This is a genomic window from Streptomyces griseoruber (assembly GCF_001514205.1).
Taxonomy (GTDB): Bacteria; Actinomycetota; Actinomycetes; order Streptomycetales; family Streptomycetaceae; genus Streptomyces; species Streptomyces griseoruber.
This window is the reverse complement of the sequence record NZ_KQ948791.1, coordinates 42,168-65,218: the sequence shown is the minus strand read 5'-3', so window position 1 is coordinate 65,218 and position 23,051 is coordinate 42,168. Positions and strand designations below refer to the sequence as shown.

General features: G+C 69.6%; 25 protein-coding genes. 9 read left to right on the top strand and 16 right to left on the bottom strand.

Annotation, left to right across the window (positions count from 1 at the left end; all coding sequences use genetic code 11):
* The 12 genes from AQJ64_RS42865 to AQJ64_RS42815 all read right to left on the bottom strand — a co-directional run.
* The coding region (locus AQJ64_RS42865; RefSeq protein ID WP_244902732.1) for an ATP/GTP-binding protein at positions 1 to 1,613 on the bottom strand (1,613 nt) is incomplete at its 3' end.
* A 129-nt stretch (positions 1,614 to 1,742) separates the two neighbouring features.
* Entirely contained in the window at positions 1,743 to 2,051 is a 309-nt protein-coding gene (locus AQJ64_RS42860) for a hypothetical protein (RefSeq protein WP_055637716.1), read from the bottom strand.
* Positions 2,048 to 2,527 carry a hypothetical protein gene (locus AQJ64_RS42855; protein ID WP_055637715.1) on the bottom strand — a complete coding sequence of 160 codons (480 nt, stop codon included), beginning with the start codon at positions 2,525 to 2,527 and terminating at the stop codon, positions 2,048 to 2,050. Before AQJ64_RS42855 ends, AQJ64_RS42860 begins: the two co-directional genes overlap by 4 nt.
* 113 nt (positions 2,528 to 2,640) lie before the next feature.
* The gene (locus AQJ64_RS42850; RefSeq protein WP_059203521.1) at positions 2,641 to 4,842 is read right to left on the bottom strand and encodes a coiled-coil domain-containing protein; all 2,202 of its coding nucleotides are present in this window, start codon (positions 4,840 to 4,842) and stop codon (positions 2,641 to 2,643) included.
* A 58-nt stretch (positions 4,843 to 4,900) separates the two neighbouring features.
* Positions 4,901 to 5,266 (bottom strand): hypothetical protein, encoded by a 366-nt coding sequence (locus AQJ64_RS42845; RefSeq protein WP_099053879.1) that lies wholly within the window; start codon positions 5,264 to 5,266, stop codon positions 4,901 to 4,903.
* A gap of 104 nt (positions 5,267 to 5,370) precedes the next feature.
* Positions 5,371 to 5,562 (bottom strand): DUF5999 family protein, encoded by a 192-nt coding sequence (locus tag AQJ64_RS42840; protein ID WP_055632014.1) that lies wholly within the window; start codon positions 5,560 to 5,562, stop codon positions 5,371 to 5,373.
* 208 nt (positions 5,563 to 5,770) lie between these two features.
* The gene (locus AQJ64_RS49955; protein WP_099053878.1) at positions 5,771 to 5,947 is read right to left on the bottom strand and encodes a hypothetical protein; all 177 of its coding nucleotides are present in this window, start codon (positions 5,945 to 5,947) and stop codon (positions 5,771 to 5,773) included.
* A 290-nt stretch (positions 5,948 to 6,237) separates the two neighbouring features.
* The gene (locus AQJ64_RS42835; protein WP_157880843.1) at positions 6,238 to 6,543 is read right to left on the bottom strand and encodes a DnaJ-like cysteine-rich domain-containing protein; all 306 of its coding nucleotides are present in this window, start codon (positions 6,541 to 6,543) and stop codon (positions 6,238 to 6,240) included.
* A gap of 160 nt (positions 6,544 to 6,703) precedes the next feature.
* Complete coding sequence (locus AQJ64_RS42830; RefSeq protein ID WP_240512480.1) at positions 6,704 to 6,991, bottom strand: hypothetical protein; 288 nt, start codon at positions 6,989 to 6,991, stop codon at positions 6,704 to 6,706.
* The gene (locus AQJ64_RS42825) at positions 6,988 to 7,311 is read right to left on the bottom strand and encodes an RNA polymerase sigma factor (protein ID WP_055632007.1); all 324 of its coding nucleotides are present in this window, start codon (positions 7,309 to 7,311) and stop codon (positions 6,988 to 6,990) included. The genes AQJ64_RS42830 and AQJ64_RS42825 overlap by 4 nt, the downstream gene beginning before the upstream one ends.
* Positions 7,308 to 7,565: a WhiB family transcriptional regulator gene (locus tag AQJ64_RS42820; RefSeq protein ID WP_055632012.1), complete on the bottom strand. Its 258-nt coding sequence runs from the start codon at positions 7,563 to 7,565 to the stop codon at positions 7,308 to 7,310. The genes AQJ64_RS42825 and AQJ64_RS42820 overlap by 4 nt, the downstream gene beginning before the upstream one ends.
* A 236-nt stretch (positions 7,566 to 7,801) precedes the next feature.
* On the bottom strand, positions 7,802 to 8,617 hold the full coding sequence (locus AQJ64_RS42815; RefSeq protein WP_055632006.1) for a hypothetical protein: 816 nt from the start codon (positions 8,615 to 8,617) through the stop codon (positions 7,802 to 7,804).
* 305 nt (positions 8,618 to 8,922) lie between these two features.
* On the opposite strand from AQJ64_RS42815, the gene AQJ64_RS45040 reads away from it, so the two are divergent.
* The 3 genes from AQJ64_RS45040 to AQJ64_RS42800 all read left to right on the top strand — a co-directional run bounded on the left by AQJ64_RS45040 (position 8,923) and on the right by AQJ64_RS42800 (position 11,486).
* Positions 8,923 to 9,711, top strand: coding sequence for a GntR family transcriptional regulator (locus AQJ64_RS45040; protein ID WP_240512479.1), 789 nt, complete (start codon positions 8,923 to 8,925; stop codon positions 9,709 to 9,711).
* Positions 9,712 to 9,894: 183 nt separating this feature from the next.
* Positions 9,895 to 10,926, top strand: a complete 1,032-nt coding sequence (locus tag AQJ64_RS42805) for an AAA family ATPase (protein WP_055632005.1) — start codon at positions 9,895 to 9,897, stop codon at positions 10,924 to 10,926.
* A complete protein-coding gene (locus AQJ64_RS42800) occupies positions 10,923 to 11,486 on the top strand; it encodes a phosphotransferase-like protein (protein WP_055632004.1) in 564 nt (187 codons plus the stop codon). Before AQJ64_RS42805 ends, AQJ64_RS42800 begins: the two co-directional genes overlap by 4 nt.
* 7 nt (positions 11,487 to 11,493) lie before the next feature.
* Here AQJ64_RS42800 and AQJ64_RS42795 read toward each other — a convergent pair whose 3' ends face one another.
* Both AQJ64_RS42795 and AQJ64_RS42790 read right to left on the bottom strand, forming a co-directional pair.
* Entirely contained in the window at positions 11,494 to 12,351 is an 858-nt protein-coding gene (locus AQJ64_RS42795; RefSeq protein ID WP_055632003.1) for an NAD(P)-dependent oxidoreductase, read from the bottom strand.
* Complete coding sequence (locus tag AQJ64_RS42790; protein ID WP_055632002.1) at positions 12,338 to 12,988, bottom strand: HAD family hydrolase; 651 nt, start codon at positions 12,986 to 12,988, stop codon at positions 12,338 to 12,340. Before AQJ64_RS42790 ends, AQJ64_RS42795 begins: the two co-directional genes overlap by 14 nt.
* Positions 12,989 to 14,350: 1,362 nt before the next feature.
* Between AQJ64_RS42790 and AQJ64_RS42785 the strand changes: the two genes are divergently transcribed.
* From AQJ64_RS42785 to AQJ64_RS49445, 6 genes are all read left to right on the top strand, one after another.
* On the top strand, positions 14,351 to 16,735 hold the full coding sequence (locus tag AQJ64_RS42785; protein WP_240512478.1) for a hypothetical protein: 2,385 nt from the start codon (positions 14,351 to 14,353) through the stop codon (positions 16,733 to 16,735).
* Positions 16,732 to 17,571, top strand: a complete 840-nt coding sequence (locus AQJ64_RS42780; RefSeq protein WP_055632001.1) for a DciA family protein — start codon at positions 16,732 to 16,734, stop codon at positions 17,569 to 17,571. Before AQJ64_RS42785 ends, AQJ64_RS42780 begins: the two co-directional genes overlap by 4 nt.
* Entirely contained in the window at positions 17,568 to 19,235 is a 1,668-nt protein-coding gene (locus AQJ64_RS42775) for a hypothetical protein (protein WP_240512477.1), read from the top strand. Before AQJ64_RS42780 ends, AQJ64_RS42775 begins: the two co-directional genes overlap by 4 nt.
* Before the next feature lie 94 nt (positions 19,236 to 19,329).
* Positions 19,330 to 19,593, top strand: coding sequence for a hypothetical protein (locus AQJ64_RS42770; protein WP_055631999.1), 264 nt, complete (start codon positions 19,330 to 19,332; stop codon positions 19,591 to 19,593).
* A gap of 219 nt (positions 19,594 to 19,812) precedes the next feature.
* The gene (locus AQJ64_RS42765) at positions 19,813 to 20,070 is read left to right on the top strand and encodes a hypothetical protein (RefSeq protein ID WP_157880842.1); all 258 of its coding nucleotides are present in this window, start codon (positions 19,813 to 19,815) and stop codon (positions 20,068 to 20,070) included.
* 134 nt (positions 20,071 to 20,204) lie between these two features.
* Entirely contained in the window at positions 20,205 to 21,272 is a 1,068-nt protein-coding gene (locus tag AQJ64_RS49445) for a PLL family lectin (protein ID WP_157880841.1), read from the top strand.
* Positions 21,273 to 21,466: 194 nt separating this feature from the next.
* On the opposite strand, the gene AQJ64_RS49950 is transcribed toward AQJ64_RS49445, so the two are convergent.
* Together AQJ64_RS49950 and AQJ64_RS42760 are read right to left on the bottom strand one after the other, a co-directional pair.
* Positions 21,467 to 21,640, bottom strand: a complete 174-nt coding sequence (locus AQJ64_RS49950) for a hypothetical protein (protein ID WP_167738964.1) — start codon at positions 21,638 to 21,640, stop codon at positions 21,467 to 21,469.
* A 171-nt stretch (positions 21,641 to 21,811) separates the two neighbouring features.
* A partial coding sequence (locus AQJ64_RS42760; RefSeq protein ID WP_159060347.1) for a hypothetical protein occupies positions 21,812 to 23,051 on the bottom strand: 1,240 nt, incomplete at its 5' end.

Below are 23,051 nucleotides of genomic sequence, written 5' to 3'. Positions count from 1 at the left end.
GGGTCGGCTTCGTCGTCGACGATCACCGCGTCCGGGATGTCCTCGCTGGTGTCCGGCTGCGGGTTGGGACGGTTCGGGCGACCGTCGGGCCACTCCACCGTCGGGGCGGAATCCTCCGCCCCGTCCCATGCCCAGCCTCGTCGCCGCCCGGCACGACCAGTGCGACCGGTGCGGCCCCGCCGACCGTCCCTGCCGGTTCCGCTGCCGGTGCGCCGACGCCGGAACCGGCGCCGTTTCTTCGAGTCGTCAGACGGCCCGTCACCGCCCTTGGATTCCCTGCCTGCCTCATCGGACGCCGGGGCGTCCTTTGTGTCGCTGGAGGCCCCGTCAGGGCCGTCCTTGGCGGCCTCCTCGCCCTTGCCGTCGGTGCCCTTGGCCTTGGAGTCCTTGTCCTTGGTCAGGCTCACCTTCTCCGCGCCGACCTTGCCGTCCTTCGCGTCCTTCGCGTCGGCGCGGCGCTTGTCGAAGCGGCGCTGGGCTTCCTCCGCGACGGCCTGGCCCAAGGTGGTGCGGCCCGGCTCGGCCGACGCCGCGGCTTCCCGCTTCTCCTTCCGTGCGGCGTCCCGCTCCTGCCGCTTCGCGCGGCGGTCATCCCGGTTCTGCTGCCGGTTGGCGCGGGCCTGGTCGCGGTCCTTGGACCGGTCGGCGATGCCGGCGGCGTGCCCGGCACTGCGCCGTTCCTGCCGGGCGGCCTGGCGGGCCCCGGCACGCTCCTGGCGGCCGCGGGCCCGCTCAGCGCGGGCGTTGGAGGCCGGGCCGTCGCTCTTGGAGCTGCCAGAGCCCGTCTGAGAGCCTTTCGAGCCCCCTGACGACCCGTTGCGCCCGGAACCGCCTGTACGGCCACCAGAACCCGTCTGGGAGCCCTTCGTGCCGCCCTTGCCGCCTCCGCTGCCCCCGGTCGCCCCGGACCCCGAACGCCCGGCGCTGCCGCCGGAGTTGGAGCCACGCGCCCCGGAGCCCTTGGAGCCGGGACCCGAGTTGTTGCGGGACGGACCGCCGCCGCTGCCGCCCCCGCCACGCGAGGACCCGCCGCCACCGCCGGCCTTCGAGCGGCCCTTGTCCGCCCCCAGGCCGGAGCCCGGCGACTTCATGCGGTCGGCGTCTGCCTTTGACCGCGCCGCCGCTTTGTCGCCCTTCGCTTTCATCATCGCGGCGTGGAGCTTTCCGTTCTGCTCCATCATCGCGACTTCCTGCGCGGTGCGTCCCTCCAGCAGCGCAGCCTTCCGTGCTATTTCAGCCTCACGGAAAGGCGCTTCGCTTTCATGATTGGCCCGCGCCCTTTCCAGCCTGAATTCAAGCCAGTCACCGAGACGGTCAGCGAGCGAACGAGGCTGAGCGTATTCACCTTCCTCGTATTCGCCGTCATCTTCTCCGGTTTCCGGTGCCGTAATTCCGTCGGAGCGCAGCGCCGCCGCAGGGTCCGGAGCAGCCGGAATCGGTGGCAGTTCCATCGTGGTCTCCTCCGGGCTCTCCGGGGGAGCGGCCGGAATGTCTTCCGGCGGGGGAATGGTGTCGATGAAATCCGGGATCGGCGGCAGCGTGTAGGTGGAATCACCGCTCCACGGGCCGTGGACCAGGGTTCCACCGCCGGCGTCGTCGGACTCGTCTGACACGGTGCACCTCCCTCCAGGGGGACTTGACAGACAGTGGGGTCTCGTGTGCACGCGTGTGCACGTGCACGTGTGCACGCTTTACGCGCGCGAGGCCCCGCCGGAGCCCGGCGGGGCCTTCGTGGGTGACGCTCAGTTACGCAGGCCGTGCTGCTTCAGGACGGTGTCCGCGTACTGCATGAGGTGGTCGAACAGCCGCGGGTCGCCCGCCTGCCGCTTCTCCAGCACCAGTTTGAAGAGGCGGCAGACCAGCGTGAATGCGGTGAGGACATCGCCGCGACCGGCTTTGACTTCCCTCGTGATTTCGGACCGAGTAACGCGGAGCCAGAATTCCATCCGGCCGCTTTCTCCGCGACGTTCGATCGCCTTGCGCTCTTCTTCCTGCAGCCAGCCGTTCCGCCCGTGAATGGAGCGTTCGATGCTGCTGAGGGGGCGCGTCACGCCGACTCCCTGTTACCCAGGTCGTAAATCGACGCGGGCACACTATAGCCGGAATTCTGACTCTGTGCACCCTGCTGCGTCGAGTTGGGCGCGGCCTGGAGCTGCTGCGGGTTCTTCTTGCGCTGCCTTTCCAGCTCTTTTTCCTTCCTTTCCTTGGCCGTATTCACGACGGCCTCGTCGTGGGCGCGGCGCTTATAGGCGGTCTTTTCCAGGCCGTCGGTGAGGTCGTTGAGGTTCTTGAGGACCTGCCCGAGGGCCTTTTCGACGGGCATCGCCCGCAGCCGGGCGTGGTACCAGCGGTCGCCCTCCACGTTCGTGCCGCGCAGGTGCACGCGGGTCTCGATCGCCAGGGTCTCCAGGTTCTTGCCGATGTCCAGCAGGACCCGCTGAACGTTGGCCAGGTACCGGGCGGTTGCCTCCGGGCTCTGCGCGACGTCGCGCAGAGGGACGTGCTTCTGGTCGTCGTTGCTGTTCACGGCGGGGATTCCTCCTGGTGTACTTGGGGATCTGTGACTGCTTCCGGCAGTCGCAGCGAGGGCCAGCCCAGGTCGAATGGGCTGGCCCTCACTGGTGTGTGCCGGACGGCGGATCAGCGCAGGTGCTTGTCCGCGTCCTCGGGGCGCAGCAGGCCGGCCTCCTTCAGCAGCCGGACTGCGCGGGACTGGTTGACGCTGAGCTTGGTGCGGACCTGGTAGAGGGTGACGAAGCCGTCCTCGTCGCGCGGCAGGTTCTGTACGAGCGGCAGGAGTTCAGCGTCCGTCCGTACAGGCGTACCGGGACGGTCGGCACCGGCCGTACCGCTGGTTCCGGTTGCAGGAGAAGACGCGGCACCCGTACCTGTACGGGCCTCCGGAACGCCCTCGCCGCCGGACTGTGTACGGACGCTGACTGACCCGGTGCGCACCTGTACGGCCGCGCTGGCCGCCCCGGTACGTCCCACAGCCGCTGTACCTGTACGCCGAGCCTGGTTGGGGGTGGTGTGTACGCCGCCTGTACGGTCGCTGTACGCCCTGGTCACGGCCGCTTCGGACCCGTCATCGTGCGGCGGGTGCGAGGCGGGGCGTACAGGGTCCGTACCGTCCCGTCCGGTGCCCATTTCCTCCGGCCGGACCGCGCTGCGAGCGGCGTACAGGTCGTTGCTGGCGGCCCCTGTACGGCTGGACGACGTGCTGTCCGTTCCGTCGGCACGCCGGTGCGTACCTGTACGCGCGGGCGTTCCGTTTCCGCTATCCGTACCGGTACGGCCATCCATAGCAGCCGTACTGCCGTGCCCGTTCGTACCGTCGTCGTGCATGAGCGTGTGGACGCGCCAGATGACCGCCACGAAGATCAGCACGACGAACGTGGTCAGCGGCCACGGCGCCGACTGGCCTTCCTTCACGATGTGGGCCTGCTCGGACAGGTGGAACGTCACGTTCGCCGACGCCATCAGCAGCAGCGCGTAGGGGATGTCCTTCTTGGCCCGGAACGCGGTGACACAGTAGACGTCGATGCTGACCGGCAGCAGCGGGGCGACGTACTGGTTGATGCCGACCATGCGGGCCAACTCGTACTCGCCGGAGGCGGCGAGCCCGACGCCGGCGGCGAGCGCGATCCACGGGGCGGTCTTCCATGCCTTGCGGCTGAGGTTGTGCTGCCAGCCGCGGAAGCGGGAGCTGGCCCGCTTCGCTTCCCGGGCCTCGTCGAGGAGCCGGCGGGCGCGGGCCTCATCGGCCTGCGCCCGGTCGGTGATGCCCTTGGCCTTGCGCTGCGCCTCCGCGGTGATGCGGTCGGCCTCCTTCTGGGCGGCCTCCCGCAGCTGTACCGCGACGGTCTTGGCTTCCTCCCGCAGCCGCTCGCGCTGCTTGTCGCACGCCTGCTTGAGCCCGGCGAGGTCGTCAGCGAGGGCCTTGCGCTTGGTGGCGGCCTCCGTGTCGAACTGGTCGGTGAGCGCGCGCAGCTTCTCGCGCAGCTCGGTGCGGGCCTGCTCCGCCTCGGTGTGCGCGGCGGCGACGTGCTGGTCCGCCTCGCGGCGCCGGTCGTCGGCGGCCCTGACCGCGTCCGTGTACAGCGCCTCCGCCTCAGCGCGGCGGCTGTCGTACTGCTCGGCCGCCGTCGCCGCGAGCTGGGCGAACCGCTCGCGGGCCTGGTCGACCTCCCGCTGCGCCGCGGCCACCAGTGCGTCGGCCTGCTCCTGGGCGCGGGCGAGGATCTGCCCGGCCTCGGTGCGGCGCTGGTCGACCAGGGCGCTGATCTCGGTGAGGTCGGCCTCCGCCAGGCGCCGCAGCTCGGCGATCGCCTTGCCGGTCGCCTCACGGTCGGTGGCGGCCAGCTCGGTCAGGTCGGCGACCTGCGCGCGGGCCTCCTTCACGAGGGTCGCGGCACGGTCGCGGGCTTCCGCCAGGAGCCGGTCGGCCTCGCCGCGCGCCGTCTCCAGGTCGCTCTTCGCCGCCGCGCGCTGCGCGGTGGCCTCCTGGTCGGCGTCGGCGGTGATGCCCGCGGCGCGGTTCTGCGCCTGGGTCATCAGCATGGTGACCTGCTCGTGCGTGTCGGCGACGGTGCGCGCGGCCGCCGTCTCGGCTTCCGCCTGGAGGGCGGCGCCCTGCTCGCGCGCGGTGTCGATGATGTCGGCGGCCCGGTCCCGGGCGTCCGCGACACGGGCCAGCGCCTCGAAGTCCATCTCCGGCTCCACCGTTCCGACCGGGGCCGGGGGAGCGTCGGGGGCGGCGGAGGCGGTGGGCTGCGGAGCCGGACGGGGTGCCGGCTTCTTGCGGGCGGTGGGCCTCTTGTTACGGGTTCGAGTGGCGGCCACGCCGCCTCCTTCCAGGTCGAAGCCGCCCCGGGCGGGGCGGCGGGTTCACGGGATTCGGTCAGTCGCGCTGGGCGGGCAGCTCCGGCCGCTGGTTGGCGGTCGCGTGCTGCTGGGTGAGCCAGGCGATGGCGGCCGCGGTCATGTCGTCGACCGCGCCGTCGGTGCTCAGAGGCGCGGTGTCGATGTCGCGCATCGCGTCGACGGCCGGCAGCAGCCGCATGTAGTCCGGGTTCGCGAAGTAGATCGGGCTGCCCTTCGGCAGCGGGGTCAGGTCGTAGGTGTCGCTCAGGCAGACCCGGCTGATGCGGCAGACGAAGGTGTGGCCCGTCTGTCCGGTCCAGAACATCTCCGGGTCGCGGTACAGGACGAACTGGCCCCGCTGGAACTCGATCGCGGGGGTGGTGCTCTGGGCGCTGTCGCGCACGGCAACTCCTTGACGGGGCACGTGGTCCGGACTGTCCGGCTCCCAGTCACCGCCCGTCCCGGCCGCCAGAGTTCGGCGGTCGGTGCGGGCGGATCAGGCAGCCCTCAGGCCGTGGCCGCGAGGGGCCGGTGCGGGAAGATGACCCGGCCGTCGGGGAGCAGCTCGCCGGTGTCCTCGAAGATCACGACGCCGTTGCACAGCAGGCTCCAGCCCTGCTCCGGGTGACCGGCCACGACACGGGCGCGCTCGGCGTCCGTGCTGCCGGCGGCCGGGCAGGCCGGGGTGTGCAGGCACAGGGAACGGGGCTGGCGACGGGGCAGGCCGGTGTCGTCCAGCGGGATCAGTAACGGGACCGTGCGCATACGGGCCTCCGGGAAGTGGTCGGGGCGGAGCGGCTGTCTGGCTCCCCTGGACACCGCACAGCCCGGCCGCCGAGGGGAAGACGGGGCCGGGCTGTGCGGGTCAGGCAGCCGACAGAGGTGGCGGTTCCGGGCTGGCGTGCCGTCAGGGCCGTTGGGAGCGCTGACGGGTGAGGTAGGCATCCTGCAGAGCAGCGAAGGACTGGAACAGCCGCTGCCCGGCGGGGCAGCGGCTGGCGTCCGTGCAGGTGGTGCAGGTGCCGCGGTGATCGCGGTACACAGTGCGCGCGGTCTGGTAGCGGTCGAGCAGGGTGTCAGGCACTCTGTCGCCTTTCCTGGCGGGGTCGGTGGGGATGGAGTTCGGCAACCCGGTGTCCCGCGTCCCACGCCGCTGATGCCGCGCGAGCGGCAGCGGCGAGCAGGGTGGTCACGCGGGGGTGCCGGGGGCCGAACTGGGCGGCGGCCCGGGCAGCGCGCTGGTGGGCTGCCCGGGCTGCCTGTATGAGGTGCGGCATCAGCGGGGCCGGTTCTCCGACTGCTTGTTGGCTTCCTTGACCTTGCGGGCCATCTCGGCGCGCTCTTCGTCGGTCAGGCTGGTGACGGCGTTCATCGTCACTTCACCCCGCTGCCGTTGCAGGAACCGCAGCTCTGCCAGCTCTGGCGGGTGACTCCGCCGCTGCTGGTGTCGACGACCTTGCCGCCCGCGCCGCCGCAGCTGCTGCATGGCTGCTGCGCCTGCGGCACGGGGAGGCTGGCGCCGTCGGCCTGCGCGAGGCGGGCGTGCATCTCCGCGACGGTGCGCGGGGCGCGCCGGTCGGCGGGGATCGCGGCGTCCTGGCGGCGGACGACGTCCAGGAGGTGCCGGCCGAGACGGCGGTTGGCGTCCTGGTCTGCCGGGGCGGGGCGGGTGCGTGTCATGCTGTCGATCACAGGGACTCCTCTGCAAGTTCCTGTACTGGCGGCTCCGGAGCTCTCAACCTCCGGGGCCGCCGCCGTATGGCTGGTCGGACGGCCAGCCACGGCCCGTCTCCCACCCCTTCTTGCTCTGGTGGGGTGGGAGAGGGACCGTGGCGGATCGTCAGGCGGCCGGCGCGTACGCGGGCACGGCCTTGGCGGGGCGGATCAGGTAGTCGGACGTCGTCCACACCGAGCCGACCGCGAAGGGCTGGCCGTCGGGGCGCAGGGTGTCGCGGACGATGACCGCCCACCGGGCGCTGTCGCGGCGCAGCTGCCTCGCGGCCTCGCGCGGGTCGGTGATCAGCACGAGGACCTCGAAGCGGCCGTCGGTGTTCTGGTAGATGGCGCCGGGGCGGCGGGGGCCGATCTCGTGCTCGGTGCGGTGCAGGGTGATGACGGTGGGAATCACGCTGGGGCTCCGATCAGGCGGGCGAGGTGGGCGACGGCGAGGTCGTCGGTGTAATCGATGGCCTGCTCACGCCTGACGCGGGCCAGGCGGTAGTGGTCGATCGCGGTACGGCGGGTGCGTGTCCTGAGGAAGCCGACCGGGGAGCGCAGGTCCTGGCCGGTGAGCAGGTGCTGCCAGGTGGAGAGCCAGACGTTCTGGGCGATGTCCTCGGCGAGGTCATGGTCTTCGGGGCGCAGCGCGCGGGCTGCGGTACGCAGCACCATCGGCGCGTGCTTGCGGTAAAGCGCCTCGAGCAGCTGGCGGGCGGCGGCGTCTGTCACGCCGACGCCTGCCGCGCTCGGTTGCAGGCGGTGCGGCGCTTCATCGCGCGCCGTTCGTCCTCGGACAGCCCACCCCAGACACCGTCGATCTGTCCGGCCTCCAGCGCCCACTGGAGGCACCGGTCCATGACCGGGCAGCGGCGGCAGACGGCCTTGGCTTCCTCAATCTGCAGGAGCGCCGGGCCGATGCTGCCGATGGGGAAGAACAGCTCGGGGTCCTCTGCGCGGCAGACCGCGTTGTGACGCCAGTCCATCCCGATCACTTCCCCTGCCGGACGCGGCGCAGGGCCTCATCCATGTTCGGGTCGGAGTCGCCGTCGTTCCGTGCGATGCTGTGCTGCAACAGGTCCTCCTAGGTCCTGGACAGCCCCGGGTGGTCTCAAGTCACCGGGGCTGTCGTCGTTTTGGCTGGTCGTACGAGCAGCCACGGCCCCGGCCTCCCCAGTTCGCGGGGTGGCCGGGGCCGTGGTCGATCGTCTCGGTGTGCGGGTCAGGCGGCTGACGCAGCCGACTTCCTCTGCGCGTACTGCTTGCCCAGTTCGGCCTGGCGCTGGTCGTGCGCCTCCATGTCTTTCGGCACCAGCGGGAGCTGGGGACCGCGGAACTCGGAGACCGATCCCGGGATGCGCTCCGCGCACTGGTTGTTCGCCGTCTCGACCGCCTCGCCGCCGTGCTTGGCCCATTGCCGCTGACGGCCGGCCGGCCACTGCTCTGCCAGCTTCCGTGCGGTGCGGCGCTCCTGGCGCTCCTGCTCCTCGCGAGCCTCGCGGCGGGCGGGCTCCTGGTGGAGCGCGAGGACGTAGCGGCGGGCCAGGATGCCGCCGTCCGTGCAGTGCTGGCCGCCGACGCACCGCGTGCAGCCCTTGCGGTGATCGAGGTAGAACTGGCGGGCTGTCTCCAGCGTGACCTCCGCTTTGATCCGGGAGACCGGGGCGGCCGGGGCCGGGAGCGGCTTGTAGAACTGGCGGGCCGCGCGCCGGTTCTCCTGCGGCATCGCGTCGCGCAGCAGCCGGTTCTGCTCGGACTGCCAGCGCCGGACGTCGATGTCGATGACCACGCGCTGGTCGCTGCCGGGGCAGGTGACGTGCTTCTCGCCCTCCGCGACATGGTCGGAGATGCAGTGCTCGCGGATCTTGAGGACTTTGTCGCCCATGATCCGGCGCCAGGTGCGGCAGTCGGGGCAGGCGATCGACTTCGCCTCGCCGGGTCGGACGTTGAAGTCCTCCGGGGCCATGCTGCTGAGCTTGAGCGCCTCGCGGCGGTTCGTGTTCTTGGTCCGGACGCGGCCGGGACGCTTGCGGGGCATCGAATCCTCCTGACGTGGGATCGGGTGCGGGTGCTGCCTTCTCTGCCGCGCCAGGCCGGCCTTTCGGCAGGTTGGTCCTGGCGGACAGACAGCGCAGCAGCGCCGTTCGAGGTGGATCAGGTGGAGCTATTCGGTACAGGCGCCCGGCCGGGGGAGCTCGGCTCACCCCACTGCCGCCGCCTCCGAAGAGGCGGTTACACCTGCTGTTTTGCGGCGATGCCAGCATCACGAATGGCGTGTCGCTCCGGCCGCAGCCACTACAATGCTGGTCTTCTAGAAGACTGTCAAGGTCTTCTAGAATGTGGTTGACTGACTACGACCTACAAGCGAGTGGAGTCGCCATGCCAGCTCCAGCCTCCAAGCCACCGAAGTGGCGACAGATCGCCGATGAGATCGCGACGCAGATCACGAACGGCGTATATCGACCCGGAGACCGACTCCCGTCGGTCCAGGCCCTCGTCAACGAAGGCAAGGGAGCCATCGCGACGGTTCATCGGGCCTATCAGGCGCTGGAGGCTGAAGGGATCATCCGCACGGTCCAGGGCATTGGCACTACCGTCCTTGGGCCCAACGACACTCCTCCGTCGGTTCTGACCGGCGCCGCTCGCTTGGAGCGCCTTCGCCGTACCGGCAAGCCGCTCGCGCCCAGGGAGCGCTATGCGAACTCTCGCTCGGTGCTCCGCTCGTGCGCAGACCCCGAGATCGCAAACCTTCTCGGCATCGACCTGTACGACGAGATCGTGTTGAGAAGCAGAACCTTCTTGCAGGACGACAAACCCACCGTCCTGGCTCTCAACATGATCCACATACGAGCTCTGGAGCCGCTGCCGGAGCTCCTTAGCGAGGGCCCTATGCCGAAGTTTCGGCACGATCTGTACACAGAGCGCACCGGCAAAACGATCATCGCAGGTCCTGAGCGGAGCACGGCACGGCTTGCTTCCAACAACGAACTCGATGAGTTCGGCATCGACGTACCGCCGGACGTAGCAGTGCCAGTTCTCGTACTGCGAACCCTCTACTCCGACGAAGACGGTCCACTTGAGGTCTGGGAAGACATCCTCAGGCCTGGCATGTGGCATGGAGGTCATTCCTGACCTGAAGTGGATGACCACTGGACCACCCCTTCAAGTGCGTCGATGTGTGGGAGCCATCACACCCGGCGGGGGGGTCCGAGGAACATCACGATCCGCTCGTCACTTCGGTGAACGAGTTCCTCAACACCTTTTCAACGAGTAGCTACACACGGGTTTTCGGAGCTCGCGCTTAGGCTCCGGATCATGGTGAAGACGGAGGCTGACGGGGTGGGGAAGCGCGCAGGTTGGCGCCCAGACAAGCTCAGGGAGCACCGGGAACGGCACGGGCTGACGCTTGAGGAAGCCGGTGAACGGCTACGGCTGGTTGCTGAGCAGGCCGGGCTGAAGGATGTACCGGCCGCGAACCCCCAAACCCTGAGCCAGCACGAGACGGGCGAGAGCTACCCCGGCCCGCCGTACCGGCGGGTCTACTGCCTGCTGTACCGGGCGACCGAGCCGTCGCTCGGGTTCCGGCCAGCGCTGCCCGGAGAAGAGACCAAGTTCGAGGTCACCCCGCTCCCTGAGCAGCGGAATGGTCTGCATGTGATAGCTGTCGAGCGGGCGCTGACGCGGATCGCGGACGGGGACGGCTTCGACAGCTACAGCTGGCAGCAGCGAGTGATGGAGGCGTGGAAACGACGCCGTACCGGCGGCGATCCGCACAAGCCTTGCGTGGTGCTTGTGGGCGGGTTCGCCGGCTCCGGGAAGACCGAGTTCGCCCGGTTCCTCACGCAACTGACAGGCTGGCCACTGGTCGACAAGGACCCACTGACTCGACCCTTGGTGGAGCCGCTGCTGACCGCGCTTGGCTCGCAGGCGCACGACCGGCACACCGATCTCTACCGGGAGAAGGTCCGGCCGGCTGAGTACGCCGCGCTGATGCAGGCCGTCCACTCGAACGTGTCGTGCGGCATCAGCACCGTGGTGACCGCACCCTTCATCGCCGAGCTCACAGACCAGGCGTGGATGGAGCGTCTGATCAACAAATGCGCGTCGCACGGCGTCGATGTCGCGCCGATCTGGGTGCAATGCGATGTGGAGTCGATGCACGAGTACATCTCACACCGCGGCGCGGCCCGGGACGCCTGGAAGCTGGAGCGGTGGCAGGAGTACATCGCCACCGTCAACGTGAATCTGCGCCCGTCCGTCCCACATCTCGTGGTGGACAACCGGATGGGCGCCGCGATCTCGCTCGCGGATCAGGCCCGGCAGGCGATCGGAGCGGTGCCGGTATGAAGCACGGCGTCATCCTCTACGGGCCACCCGCCGCGGGCAAGGACACCGTCACTCGGGCCCTGGCGCAACTCGACTGCCGATACCGGCAGTTCGAGCGGCTCAAGGTCGGTTCGGGCAAGAGCGACGGCTACCGGATGGGCACCGCCGACCAGCTGCTCGCGCTGGAGGCCGTCGGCGACGTCGTCTATACGAACCAGCGGTACGGCAACACCTACGTGATCGACCGGCCCGGGCTCGCCGCGACGTTCGCGGTCGGGGTGCCGGTGCTACACCTCGGGCAGATCGACGGCATCCATGCGGTGGTCGGCGGCTACCCGGCCATCTGGTCGACGGTGCTGCTGTGGTGTCCGAAGGAGGTGACCGCGCACCGGTCCGAAGCACGGGATGACCGCGATACGGCGGCGCGGCTGGCAGCGTGGGAGGCGACCCGGGAGGACCTGGACGCGCACCCGGGCTTGGTCTGGGACCTCACCGTGGACACCTCGGCGGTGTCGCCGCAGGAGTCGGCGCGGCTGATCCACCAGCTGCTTGTGCAGCGGGTGGGAGCAACGTCGGCATGAGCGCGGGTTACGGCTGGGCGAGCCTGTCGAGGGCGTCGGTGAGCGTGAGCTCGGCGTCCTTGGCGTCGTTCCAGCGTGCCAGCGTGGACGCGGCCGCGCGCAGCATCTCCGGGGGGAGGCCGGCCGCGGCGAGCGTGTCGGCGACCTCCTCCATTTCCGGGCCCCACCGCCAGGCGCGGGCTGCGGTCTTGGCGATGTACTCGGGCTCGGCGAGGTACGAGTCGCTGCGTCGGGCAGCGACCTGGAGGAGCTCCTGGTCGACGCCGTGCGCGTGGGCGAGGCCGACCGAGAGCGCCACGAGCACACGAGAGGTTTTCTGGAAGCTGGCGTACGACAGTTTCAGTGCGGACGCCTTCCCGACCTCCGTGCCCAGAATCCCCGTCTGTACGTCGGTGCCCGCGAACAGCGCTTCGACCTGGGTGACCGCGGCAACGGGGCCGGACAGGAACAGCGTCGGGCTCTTTCCTCCCACGGGCGGGGAGCCGATGACTCCTCCGTCTACCACGGTCGCCGTGGCCCCGAGCAGCTTGGCGATCCGCACAGTTCGCTCGGGGTTGATGGCGTTCGCCTCGACATACACGCCGGTGAAGTGGTGCGCAGCGACCTCGTCGGCGAGGTCCTCTGCGGCGGCCGGCGGGCAGAGACTGATGACGATGTCGCTGCGGTCCAGCAGCTCGGTCAGCGTGGCCACCCCGGTCAGGGCGAATCTCTCGGCACGGGCGAGGGTCGCAGGGCTGCGCCCGGCCTCGCACCACAGGGCCGTGGTCGCGTTCGTCGCGGCGCAGGCGGCGACGGCGGCGCCCATGCTGCCGGGGTGGAGGATGCCGACGGTGGGCTGCTGGTCCACGGGGTTAGTGCCTCTCATTGAGCAGGATGGTGATGGCGTCGGTGACGTCGTCGACGGTGTGGTGCGGGGCAGGGAGGGCGTCGGGCCAGGGGCGGCCGCGCAGCCAGGTGGTGCGCAGGCCGACTTGGTGGCCGCCGCAGATGTCCGCGGCGGGGTTGTCGCCGATCATCCAGCCGCCGCCGGTCAGGGACAGGCCGCAGCGCGCGGCCGCGAGTTCAAAGAGTCCCCGGTTGGGTTTGCGGATCTCCAGGTCGCCCGAGACCGCGATGCCGTGGACCATCCCGGTGATGCCGGTCGCGGCGAGTTTGGCGCGCTGGATGTCAGAGGACCCGTTCGTGACGATGCCGATCGTCCAGGCAGCGGCCCTGAGTTCGGCGAGGCCCTCGAGGACCGCAGGGCGGCACGTGACGGCGGCCACGATCCGATCGACGTACTCCTGCCACAGCTCTTCGGCGGACTCGGTCAGGCTGTAGACGGTGCGCAGCTCGGCGAAGTCGCTCGGATTCGCCCGGTCGGCGAGCCGGGCGAGCAGCCACTGTTCGGCCGGGGTACCGAGGCCGTGGTCGCGGCACAGGCCAGTGACGGCGTCGCTGTAGGCCGCCTGACGGTCGACCAGTGTGCCGTCCAAGTCGAAGAGGACGAGGCGCTGCTGCATGTCAGCGAGCCTATCGATCGCATCGCACGAGCTGGTTCGGTGTCCGCGCCGTGGGCGGTTGGGCGCGGCTGCGGCCCGTGTGGCGGGCGGGTCGATCAAGTCGTTTCCCACGCGGCGGGATTCGCAGAGGTGTTCGCGCAAATCACCTTGGCTTTGAAGCCGATCCCTGCTCGGATCGTGAGCACTCGTCGGATGATCAATACAGGTGATCATGGTGGGGCGCGAAAGCGGCCGGAAGGTGTCGAATCGTGATGAGCCGTCAGCAGGCGGGGGCCTTTGCGACACGTACAGCCCAGGAGTGCTCTGAGTTCAGCGGGAACGGTAGGGTGATCCCCAGCGTTGATCAAAAGAAAAAGTGGCCCCTCCATCCGGCCTTGAGCAAGCCGGGGATCGGGGCCACGTGGCCGACGGACCTTGTAGTGGGGGTCCGAAAGCCTGCCGAGCACCCTTTTCGCGTGAAGGAAGGTGCCGACGTGATCAGGGTACCCGTACCCGTCACCCGACACACAGCACCCCGCCGTGGGGTCAGGAGCCTTGCCGGTTGCTGGCCCGTCGACGGGGTGTTCGTGCTGCGCACAGCCGTCAGCCCCTCGGTTGAGGGGAGCGGAATGACGTAGGTCGAGGAGCGGCTTCGCCGCCGGGGACCAGCTCCCAGGTGATTCGCACTCACCTCGGCTGGCGCCCCATCTACCACCGGAGGGTTTCGCAGACCCCCCGAAGGGATCGCCCGACCGGTTCGCACCCGGTCAAGCGGTTCAACTCCGGTTCTCCACAGAACCCGAAGCACCTCAAGGGGGCTTCGACATGACCGCCTTCAAAGAAGGGGGACGTCGTCATTTTGCACGACCGATTGGGCTTTCGCCAGCCCACATATGGCCGTTTCATCCTTGTTTGCTCAACCGTGGCACCCCAGCTTGACCGATTTCACAGCCCGATTCACCTGGTACATCTCGATACTCGGGATAGCTTTGCGATCTCGCGTACGTCCGGAGTCACCCGGGACTCGATCTCGACACCCGTGGAAGGCGTGCATCCCTCTGTCCCGGCTCGCGTCGCATCCGCGTCCGGATCAGTCATCCACAGGCTTGCTGCCGCTCGCCGAAATCTATCCACAGGTGATCTGGTCCATGGTCGCCGGATGGATCATGTTCTGACGTTCTCTCGGGGTGCCCGGTGAGCGCCGTGGCGGCGTCGGCCGCCGCGGTCAACGCTGTGTCTCGTCGGCGGCTGCGGTCGGTGCCCATGCAGGCCGGCCCGGTGCCGGTGCGCGGTCCAGCCCATCCGCTCGCGTTGGGGCGGGATACCCGGGCCCGGCTGGGTGGTGCTGTGTGCGCGCTGCTGGACGTCCCTGGCCTTGCGGGCATGTCGGACGCGGTCCGTCTCGCGGTGATCGTGCTGGCGTCGCGCACGCCGTCGGAGTCGGGTGTGGTGGAGATCCGTACGCCGGAGCTTGGTCGGTGGCTGGGGCTGTCGGCCTCATACGTCGCGTCGAATGTGGTTCCGGCGCTGCGTCGCTCCGGCCTGGTCGACATCGAGACGGCGGAGGGCGAGTACGGCCAGGACACCGGGCTGCGGTGCAAGGTGCTGCCGGTGTGGGCCGCGTACGGCGTGGTCGGGCATCCGCTGGCGCTGTCGAAGAAGGAGTTCGCGACGCTGCTGCGGCTGATGGAGGCCGTGATGGCGCCGGGCTGGACGCACCGGGACGGCAGGGTGATCCCGGCCGGGCTGCTCGGTGGCCGTTCGGGCCGCGCAGCGGCGACGGACCGGCTGGCGCTGCTCCTGCTGGTCCTCAAGGCACGGCAGACCGGCCGGGTGCGGCAGTGCGGCGGGACGGTGGACACCAAGCGCGGCCGTGCGGCGGCAACGGTGGCCCGGCTGCTGGGCTGCAAGGCGTCGACGGGCGAGCGGGTCCTGGAGCGGCTGGAGGACCGGGGCCTGGTGCAGCGGGTACGGGTGGCGACGGCGTCGCGTCTCGCGCACCGTACGCGGCTGATCGTGCCCTCGGTCGCCGCCGCGCACGGCAAGTGCGGTAGCTCCAGCGCCCGGCGGGAGGACCGTGCGACCGCACCGGATCCCGAGTTTTCAGACCCCGACGTTGCGGCAGGGGATAGTGAGGCCTCGGAGCCGGACACAGATCCGCAGGTCAGCGATGTGCGGGTGGCAGATGAGGCCGGTGCGGCAGAGCCCGACGTTACGGCAGCCCTTCACACTGATCACCCTGCTGTGGGTACTGACGTCTCTTCGCTCTCGCTCTCAGATGCGTTTTCCGGCGAAGGCCGTGGTAGGGAAGGCCGTCGGCCGAAGGGCGTGTGCGTGCGCGAGGACCAGGCCCCTGGCGGCGAGGACTCTGCTGCCGAGCCAGCGTTGCAGGTGGCGGAGGTCGGCCCGCTTCGCGGGGAAAAGCCTGGCAAGTCCGCGGTCGATGAGCAGGGTGGGCAGCGTGCTGCCGGGACCCTGGCCGGTGGCCGGCCGAAGGCCGTGGTGGGTGGAAAGACGCGGCAGCAGGGGAGGGTGGACCTCCCGGAGGATCTTGTTCTGCGGGTGGCACTGGGGCCGGTCGCCTGGCTGTGGGCGGGGCTGAACCGCTGGCAGCAGGACCAGGTCGTGGCGGCCGCGGAAGCTGAGCTGGAGCGGTTGAAGGACCTCCTGATGCAGCCGGAGGGCGCACCGCGGCTGCTGGCCGACCGGCTCACCGACCGGCTCCAGGAGGTCGGTGGCGAGGCCCGGGTGAGCAGCCCGTTCGGCTGGATCACCCGGCGGGGCCTGGTGCAGCGGCCGGCCTGCTCGGACGTGCGCTGTGACGACGGGATCCGGCTGGACACCGGTGGCGACTGCGCCAACTGCGGCAACGTGATCCACATCCGCCGTGCCCGCCGGGTGCGGATCGCGGCCGACATTGACCGGGAGCTGCCCGGGATCGGTGAGGCGGAGCGCCGCCAGGTCCTCGAGGACCGGCTGCGCGAGCACGCCGCGATCGAGGCGGAGGACTTCGTGTGGCGCCGTGAGCAGGCGCTCGCGGCGCGGGCCCGGCGGGAGACGGCCCGTGCGGCGGCCCGGGAGCGGGGGGAGCGCGAGCGCCAGGCGGCGGCCGCCGCCGAAGCGATGCGGCAGGCTCTGCCGTGCGAGGCCTGCGGGCAGCAGCGGTCGGCCGGGCTGTGCGAGGCGTGCGGTTACCGGCGCCGGACCGAGGCGGCGATCACGGAGGCCGGGCTGGTCGCGGCGATCTGGGCGGCCGACCTGGACGACGCTGCTGACGTCGCGGCGGTGGCCGCGCACGTCCGGGTGACGCTGGGAGCCGACATCGAGGCCACCCACCGGCAGTTCCTGGAGCTGATGGAGCCGGGCGAGCTGGAGGCGGACCCGGTCGCGGCGGCGTCCGTGCTGGCCTTCAACGCCCTCCAGGTGGTGGAGCAGGCGCTGCCGGAGTACCGCAGCAGCGCCCTCGGGCGGCTCGGCAGCACTGAGGAGGCCAACGCGGAAGCCCGCCGGGCGTACAGGACCGAGCAGAACCGCAGGTGGTTCCGCGCGAACCCGAACGGCGCGGACGCGGTCGCCGCCGCGACGAAGGCCGCCGACACCGCCCGGCAGCGCGCTGCCGAGTACCTGCTGGTGAGGCGGCTGGAGCAGCTGCGCGAGCGGATGGCGCACCACACCGAGACGGCCGCGCCCGCGCCGTGGTCGGCCCGGCTGACCGAGCTCGCGGCCCAGCCACTCGATAGCGACATGGTCGGGGCGGTGATCGCGTGAGCAGCGAGCTGAGCCGCATCGACCTCGCCCGCCAGGCCCTGGCCGCGGCCCGGGAGGCGGCGAAGAAGAACGGCGGCAGCCAGAAGGCGAAGCCGAAGCGGTCCCGGATCCAGGTGGTGCGGCGCGACGGCCGTGATCCACTCGGGCTCGGCACGGCCATCACGATGATGATGACCGAACGCGGCATGGTCACCCCGGCCGCCGGCGGCAGCGTCCTCGCCCGGTTCGGCGACATCCTCGCCGCGGCCGCGCCCGAACTCGCCGGTCACGTCCAGGCCGTGGCGTTCGACGCGGACACCGGTCGCCTGGACGTCGCGCCCGAGGCCCCCGCGTACGGCACGAAGCTGCGCTGGAGCGCGCCGAAGCTGATCTCGGCCATCAACACGACGGTGCCGGACGCGAACGTGAGCACCCTCAACGTTCTGTCGCCCACCAGCAAGACGGGCCCCGCCACAGCGGCAGCCGACCGGAACCCGCTTCCGACCGTGCCGGCGTCGCCGGTGAAGACCAGGGAGACGGCTTCGCCCGGCTACAAGGAGGCGCTCGCCGCGCACCAGGCCGTCGTGTCCCCGAGCCGCATCGACCCGTCCATCGCGGAGGCAGTCGAGCGGCAGACCAGGGCGATGCGCCAGCTCAGTCGGCGGGCGTTCCCGGAGTCGCAGACGCCCTCAGACGATCAGCCAGCCCTGATCGAGGCCGCCCGTTTCCAGCGTCGTCGCGAGTCCGAGGCCACCCGCGCCCTTGCGCTGCAGCGGGCCCGGTCGGAGCGGGCCGCCCGGCAGGCCGGCACGCCAGACGCTGCTGCCGAGCCTGCCCCGCGGTGTACGACGGCTTGAGCACGGCGATCGTCTATGAGGCCAACACCGGGGATGGCAGGATGAGTTGGGACGAAAGGCGGGGTTTCGTGCGGGGTGACAGGCGGCAGATCCAGACGGCGGTCCTGGGCGGCGCGGACTCGGATGAGCCACTGATGCTGCCGCTGGAGGCGATCGAGCTGGACGCCTTCCGCCGCCGTCACGAGCACGACACGTTCTGGTGCGGGCTGCTGCTCGGAGGCTGCGGGCTGCAACTGACCACCAAGCTGTACACCGACCGCGTCTGCCACTTCGCTCACCACCCGGGCTCCGACGGGCACCCTCACCTGTGCGGCCGACGCGCCCGCGGGGTCAGCAGCGCCGACCACCTGTATGTGAAGTCCGCGGCCGCCGCCTGGCTCCGCAGCCGGGACCAGCAGGCCGACGTCGAATTCGTCCAGCCGGAAGGGGCACCGATCGGCTCGGTGGTGGAGATCCGGTTCCCCCGCGGCGGGCTGCGTGTACATCTGGATCAGACGGTGGAGCCGTCGTGGGACCAGGTCGGCTGCGAGCCGGTACTCGGGGTGTCGGTGCCGGTCGACCGGGACACGCTCATCGACCGCTGGTACGTCCACCGCATCCGCCTCGACAGCGAAGGCACCGCCCGCAGGGTCCATATCGGCACCGAGGCGTTCGCGAGGGAAACCGAGTGGTTCACGCTGGACCAATGCGAGATGACGGAGCGAGGCCTGTCGACGCCAGCGGTGGAGCAGATCGTGCGCTCCCGCAGCACCCGGCCCGTTGCTCAATGGAACGTGGGCACGGTCAGGAAGGTCCCAGACGCACACGCCCGAGCGAAGATGCTGCTGCGCAAACTGACCGACGCGATCAGGGTGGACGTCGTAGTGGACTCCGGATTCGTGGTGACCGAAATATGCCGGGACATCGCGAATCTGACCGGTGTCGGGGAAGAGATGGAGGCCCAGCTGGCGGCTGCAGTATCGGACGCGGAGCGCTGGCTGGAGAAGCAGTCGCACATGCGCAGCCAGCTCTTCTCCGAGCTGGACGATGCGATCGTCGCTTCGAATCTCGTGCAGGTCAGAACGCTGCGAAAGCACCTCCGGGCCGTCGCGCATCACGACCGGACCGACACCGAGAACGAGACCATGGCCGCGGCTGAGGCCCTTCTGAAGGCTCACGCGAAACGACAACAGGATGCGGCAGCTGCACGACGGGCCAAACTGCAGGACGAACGGGCCGCGCAGGCAGCCGGGCGAGCACACAAGCTCCTGGGGATCCTGGAGCGCCGCGAAGGCCGACTGTCACCGGAGGCCATGCGCAAGCTGGTCAACGAAGTCGTGAACGAGGCCTCGCAGGCCGGCGCACGGATCGACTCCCACCAGCAGGACCAGATCAACGCCTGGAAGAAGCGTGCCGACAGCAGCCGCGCCCGGCCACAGACCGCTCGCCGCGCAGCCACGTCTGCGCGGACTGTTGCCCAGGCAGCAGGCAAGGCGCAGCCCCCGGCAGAAGCCGGGCACAAGGAGATCCACCGACGCCCGCTGCCACAGTCTCTGTCCTGGAGCGTGCTGGACGTCTCCTGCCCCGCCTGCGACGCTCCGGCGGGTATGCACTGCACGCCCAATAGCCTTCACCCGCATCAGCGGCGACTCGAATGGTTCCGGCGGCGCTTCCCCAACGCGTAGGGGCTCAGCTGACGCGCCGGCCCGGCCGCAGACCTTTCGTGGGGTGTGTCAGCGGGGGCAATGGCTGGGGCGCGGGTCTGACAGGATGGTGACCATGGCGAATGAGGCGGGGACGCACGACGGACGGCTGCGGGACCTGGAGGCGGAAGCCTTCCGCACCGGCCGGACGCTCGCAGAACACAGCGAAGAGCTGGCGACGATCCGTGAGCAGCAGCGCACGGCATTCGGGAACATCGACTCCCTCGCCGACGCCATCGGCGCACCGGGGGACCGGCCGATCGCACAGCGTCTGGACACGATCGAACGAGTCCTGTTCGCCCTCGCCCGCTCGCAGGGCATCGATCCGGACGCCCTCTGAACCTGCCCCATACGGCTGCGGCCCTGAACACCCCATCGGTGTTCAGGGCCGCAGCCGTCGCACCTGGTCAGACCATCTCCGGTTGCCGTGCCGTGGCGGCAGCCTCGAGTACCTGCCGGTTGCGAGTGCGCCACCCGCGTCACCACCGCAGCCCGGATCCGGTCCGAGGCCTCGCCCGTTGAGCAGCTCGCCCACCAGCACACCGAGATCCTGCGCCTGGTGGACACGCCGCAGCTGGCCGACCCCGTCCTCGACCTGAGGATCACGCCGGACTGCGTGTGGATCACCTACCGCCTCGAGGCCGGCGCCACGGAGACCATCTGGGAGGCGGACGTACTCGGCTACCGCGTCCTGTTGTCGGCATGGACGCCCGCAACATCACACTGCGCAGCGAGACCCGAGCGCGCCTGGGAGCGGCCAGCCGTCGGTGCGACGCTGCGGGAGCAGTGGGAGACATCGTGCACACAGAGGCATTGACCGTGCACTTCCAGACAACACGTGGCATGCACATGCAGTTACCTTGAAGCATCCAAACCCCTCTCCAAATAAGAGTGGATGGTGCTTTGATGACAGGATTTTACGGATCCCTCGCGAGGCGGAGAGCTGTCGCAATGATGCGCCCCTTCTCCCTTCTCCTCGTCAGCTTCCTGCTGATTTTTACTGCTTACACTGAACCCGCATCGGCCAACTGGAATGAGACGAACTGGCAGCTGACTGGCGGTGCAGCGAGAACAATAGATACTCCCGGATTCACCAGTGACGGAGTCACTCATCAGTATCGGGCGGTTCGGGGCACCGACAATGGAGTATGGGTATCTCATAACAACGGTGCAGCCGCGCGGATACCTGACGCTTTGACCATCTCGGAACCCGAAATAATTACGATGTACGGGCAGACGTACATCTTTGTGGTCGGCACCGATCGCGGCGTCTGGTGGTCCCGTCGACTCAACCCGGAGGGAACCTCCTGGTCTCCCTTCGCACGCGTTCCCGGCAACCCCGACACATCTGTCGCCGTATCTGTAGTCGCAGACGGCAACTACCACTTCAGCATTTTCGCAACGCGCAGCAACGGCATGCTTGAGCGGCAGCGTGGATCAGTAGCTACTTCGATCACGCCCTCGTTCGACGGGTACTGGCTCGGAAACCCGAACGCCGGAGCTGCGGGAGCCCCTTCATGCATCTCGATTCCAGACCAAATCACCTATGGCCAGTCATACGACTATTGCGGTTTCCCTAAATTCGTCTGCTTCAATTCCACCGAGAAGTGCATCACCACACCCTGCGGCATAGGGACCAGCAGCAACGCGAGTGACAGCGAATTCTATGCTCGCACGGTTGGATGCCAGTGGCCCGAGGCGGAGTGCCGAAATGTCTCCGTAGTGCGTGGTGGAATTGATGGAAGCCTCACCTGGAATACCGTGGATCCGAATTACCGCTATCAGCAGGAGATGGCTGTCGGATGCATAAGTCCCAACAATGGTGAGCTCTACGTCAATCGATCGAGTGATGGGGGGCACGAATGGACCGGATTCCGGCACCCCTCCGACGGTCCGGGAGCATCTGACTCCCGGCCATCACTCCACGCAGACGGCGGCAACATCTATGCAGCACTTCGGTGGGATGCAGACAGAGACGGTCGCTTCCCCGAGAACTCCATCGTAGAGAAGCGGCTGTAAAGCCGGAGGCCGACGTCGTCGACCAGGACCTGATCCTCGAGGGCCTGATAAATGGGCTGACATCTGGCCGTATGGGGTAGGAACGGACCGGTCCCGCTCTGGAGACCGCTGCCGCGGACGATGCACCCGTCCCCGACCGTGTCACTCGCGCAGGGCTGGTACACCGGGCGCCCTCCGGGGAGGCCGGCGCGGGCTCAGCGCAGGGCGATCGGGATGACGATGGCGGCCATGGCGGCCACGGCAGCGATGCCCACGCCCATTGGCCCGCGGGCCGATGGGTGCCGGTACGCCAGGTACGCGAGGGCGCCGGGGACGAGGACGAAGGCCAGGCCGAGCAGGACGGCGACGAGCAGAGCGAGCGTGGACACGACGGGTTCCTCCCGTGGGTTCGGGCATGCGCGTCTCGCATGCGGAATGGGGCGCGGACGGGGCACACCCCTTGTGTCGTGGGGTGAGGACTCCGACAGGACCAGGAGTTTCCGGGAGCGGGGGGTAAGGCGCGCAAGTCTGGGTGACCGCACGGCTGGTGGCAGCCACCATCAGCCCTCGGATGGGCGCTGATCTGCACGTTCACCACGTCCGGGTACGAGGACCCGGGCGCCGGCCGGTGCCGGGCCGAGCTGCGCGACATGTCCGTACGGCTGTGCGGTGCGCCGGGCCTGTTCGTCGACGAGCCGTTTGACCTTGCGCCGGACTCGTGTGCCGAAGGCCTGCGGCTCGGGGGCGCCGACGGCCGATGCGGCCTCGGTCCAAGTGGTGCCCTCGCGCGCGGCGTACGCGACCACCACCCGCTTCTCGTTTTCGGTCAGGCCGCGCAGCACTCGGTTGAGCCGCTCGTCCTCGTACACCCCGTCCGTGGTGTACGCGAGCAGGTCGACGTCGGCGGCGACCAGGTCGTACAGCGACACCCCGCCGAGGTCGGCGTCCAGGGAGAGCACCCGTCCGCGCCGGGTCCCCTGCTCCCACAGCGGCACCAGCTGCCGGTGCACCGTCCGGGCCTCCGCCTTCAGTACGCCGAGCGCGGTGGCCGGCAGCTGGCCGGTCTGCCACAGCGGATCGCACCAGGATCCGGCCAGTGCGGTGGACACAGCCTCCCGCCACCGCTGACTGCGCGGCAGCACCAGAATCTCGGCGGCAAGGCGGTCGACGGCGGCGTCCCTATTGGTGGGCCTGCGGGTCAGGCCCAGTATTGCCTCTTGATTCGGCCAGGTACCGCAGGCGGTGCCGCGGACCGCGATGGCCCGCGCGAGGTCCGGCGGAACATCCGAGAGCAGGGGGAGTGACCACTTCCTGATGCGGATGGAACGGTCTTTGTCCGGGCTTTCCAGTCGGATGCCGTCCTCGGTGCTGACGACGTACGCCGTCCCGTCTCCGGCACGGCGCCCGGGGATGAGGTGGTGCCGGTCGTGGGCCGACTCGCGGTTCACTGTCTGCTGCTCCTTGCGTGATCGGGGGTGCTTCACCTCTCGGTGACGGGCAGCGGGGCCACCGGCAATGAATCTTCGGGACGCGGGTGTGATGCGGGTCACGGCGTGGTGGTGGGGGGTGTTGGTGTGCCGCTGTGCGGTGCGCCGGGCCTGTTCCGCGGCGAGCCGTTTGGCCTTGCGCCGGACTCTTTCGCCGAAGGCCTCCGGCGCGGCGGCGCCGACGGCGGAGGCGGCCTCCGTCCAGGTGGTGCCCTCGCCCTCGGCGTACGCGAACAACACCGCGCGCTCCGCCGGATTCAGCCCGCGCAACACGGTGTTCAGCCGTTCGTCTACGAACAGCCCGTCCGTCTTA

Coding starts and splice junctions, on each gene's coding strand:
- AQJ64_RS42835 (WP_157880843.1), bottom strand. CDS start 6,543: ATGACACGCACCCGCCCCGCCCCGGCAGACCAGGACGCCAACCGCCGT.
- AQJ64_RS42820 (WP_055632012.1), bottom strand. CDS start 7,565: ATGGACTGGCGTCACAACGCGGTCTGCCGCGCAGAGGACCCCGAGCTG.
- AQJ64_RS42815 (WP_055632006.1), bottom strand. CDS start 8,617: ATGCCCCGCAAGCGTCCCGGCCGCGTCCGGACCAAGAACACGAACCGC.
- AQJ64_RS42805 (WP_055632005.1), top strand. CDS start 9,895: ATGGTGAAGACGGAGGCTGACGGGGTGGGGAAGCGCGCAGGTTGGCGC.
- AQJ64_RS42800 (WP_055632004.1), top strand. CDS start 10,923: ATGAAGCACGGCGTCATCCTCTACGGGCCACCCGCCGCGGGCAAGGAC.
- AQJ64_RS42795 (WP_055632003.1), bottom strand. CDS start 12,351: ATGAGAGGCACTAACCCCGTGGACCAGCAGCCCACCGTCGGCATCCTC.
- AQJ64_RS42790 (WP_055632002.1), bottom strand. CDS start 12,988: ATGCAGCAGCGCCTCGTCCTCTTCGACTTGGACGGCACACTGGTCGAC.
- AQJ64_RS42785 (WP_240512478.1), top strand. CDS start 14,351: ATGTCGGACGCGGTCCGTCTCGCGGTGATCGTGCTGGCGTCGCGCACG.
- AQJ64_RS42770 (WP_055631999.1), top strand. CDS start 19,330: ATGGCGAATGAGGCGGGGACGCACGACGGACGGCTGCGGGACCTGGAG.
- AQJ64_RS49445 (WP_157880841.1), top strand. CDS start 20,205: ATGATGCGCCCCTTCTCCCTTCTCCTCGTCAGCTTCCTGCTGATTTTT.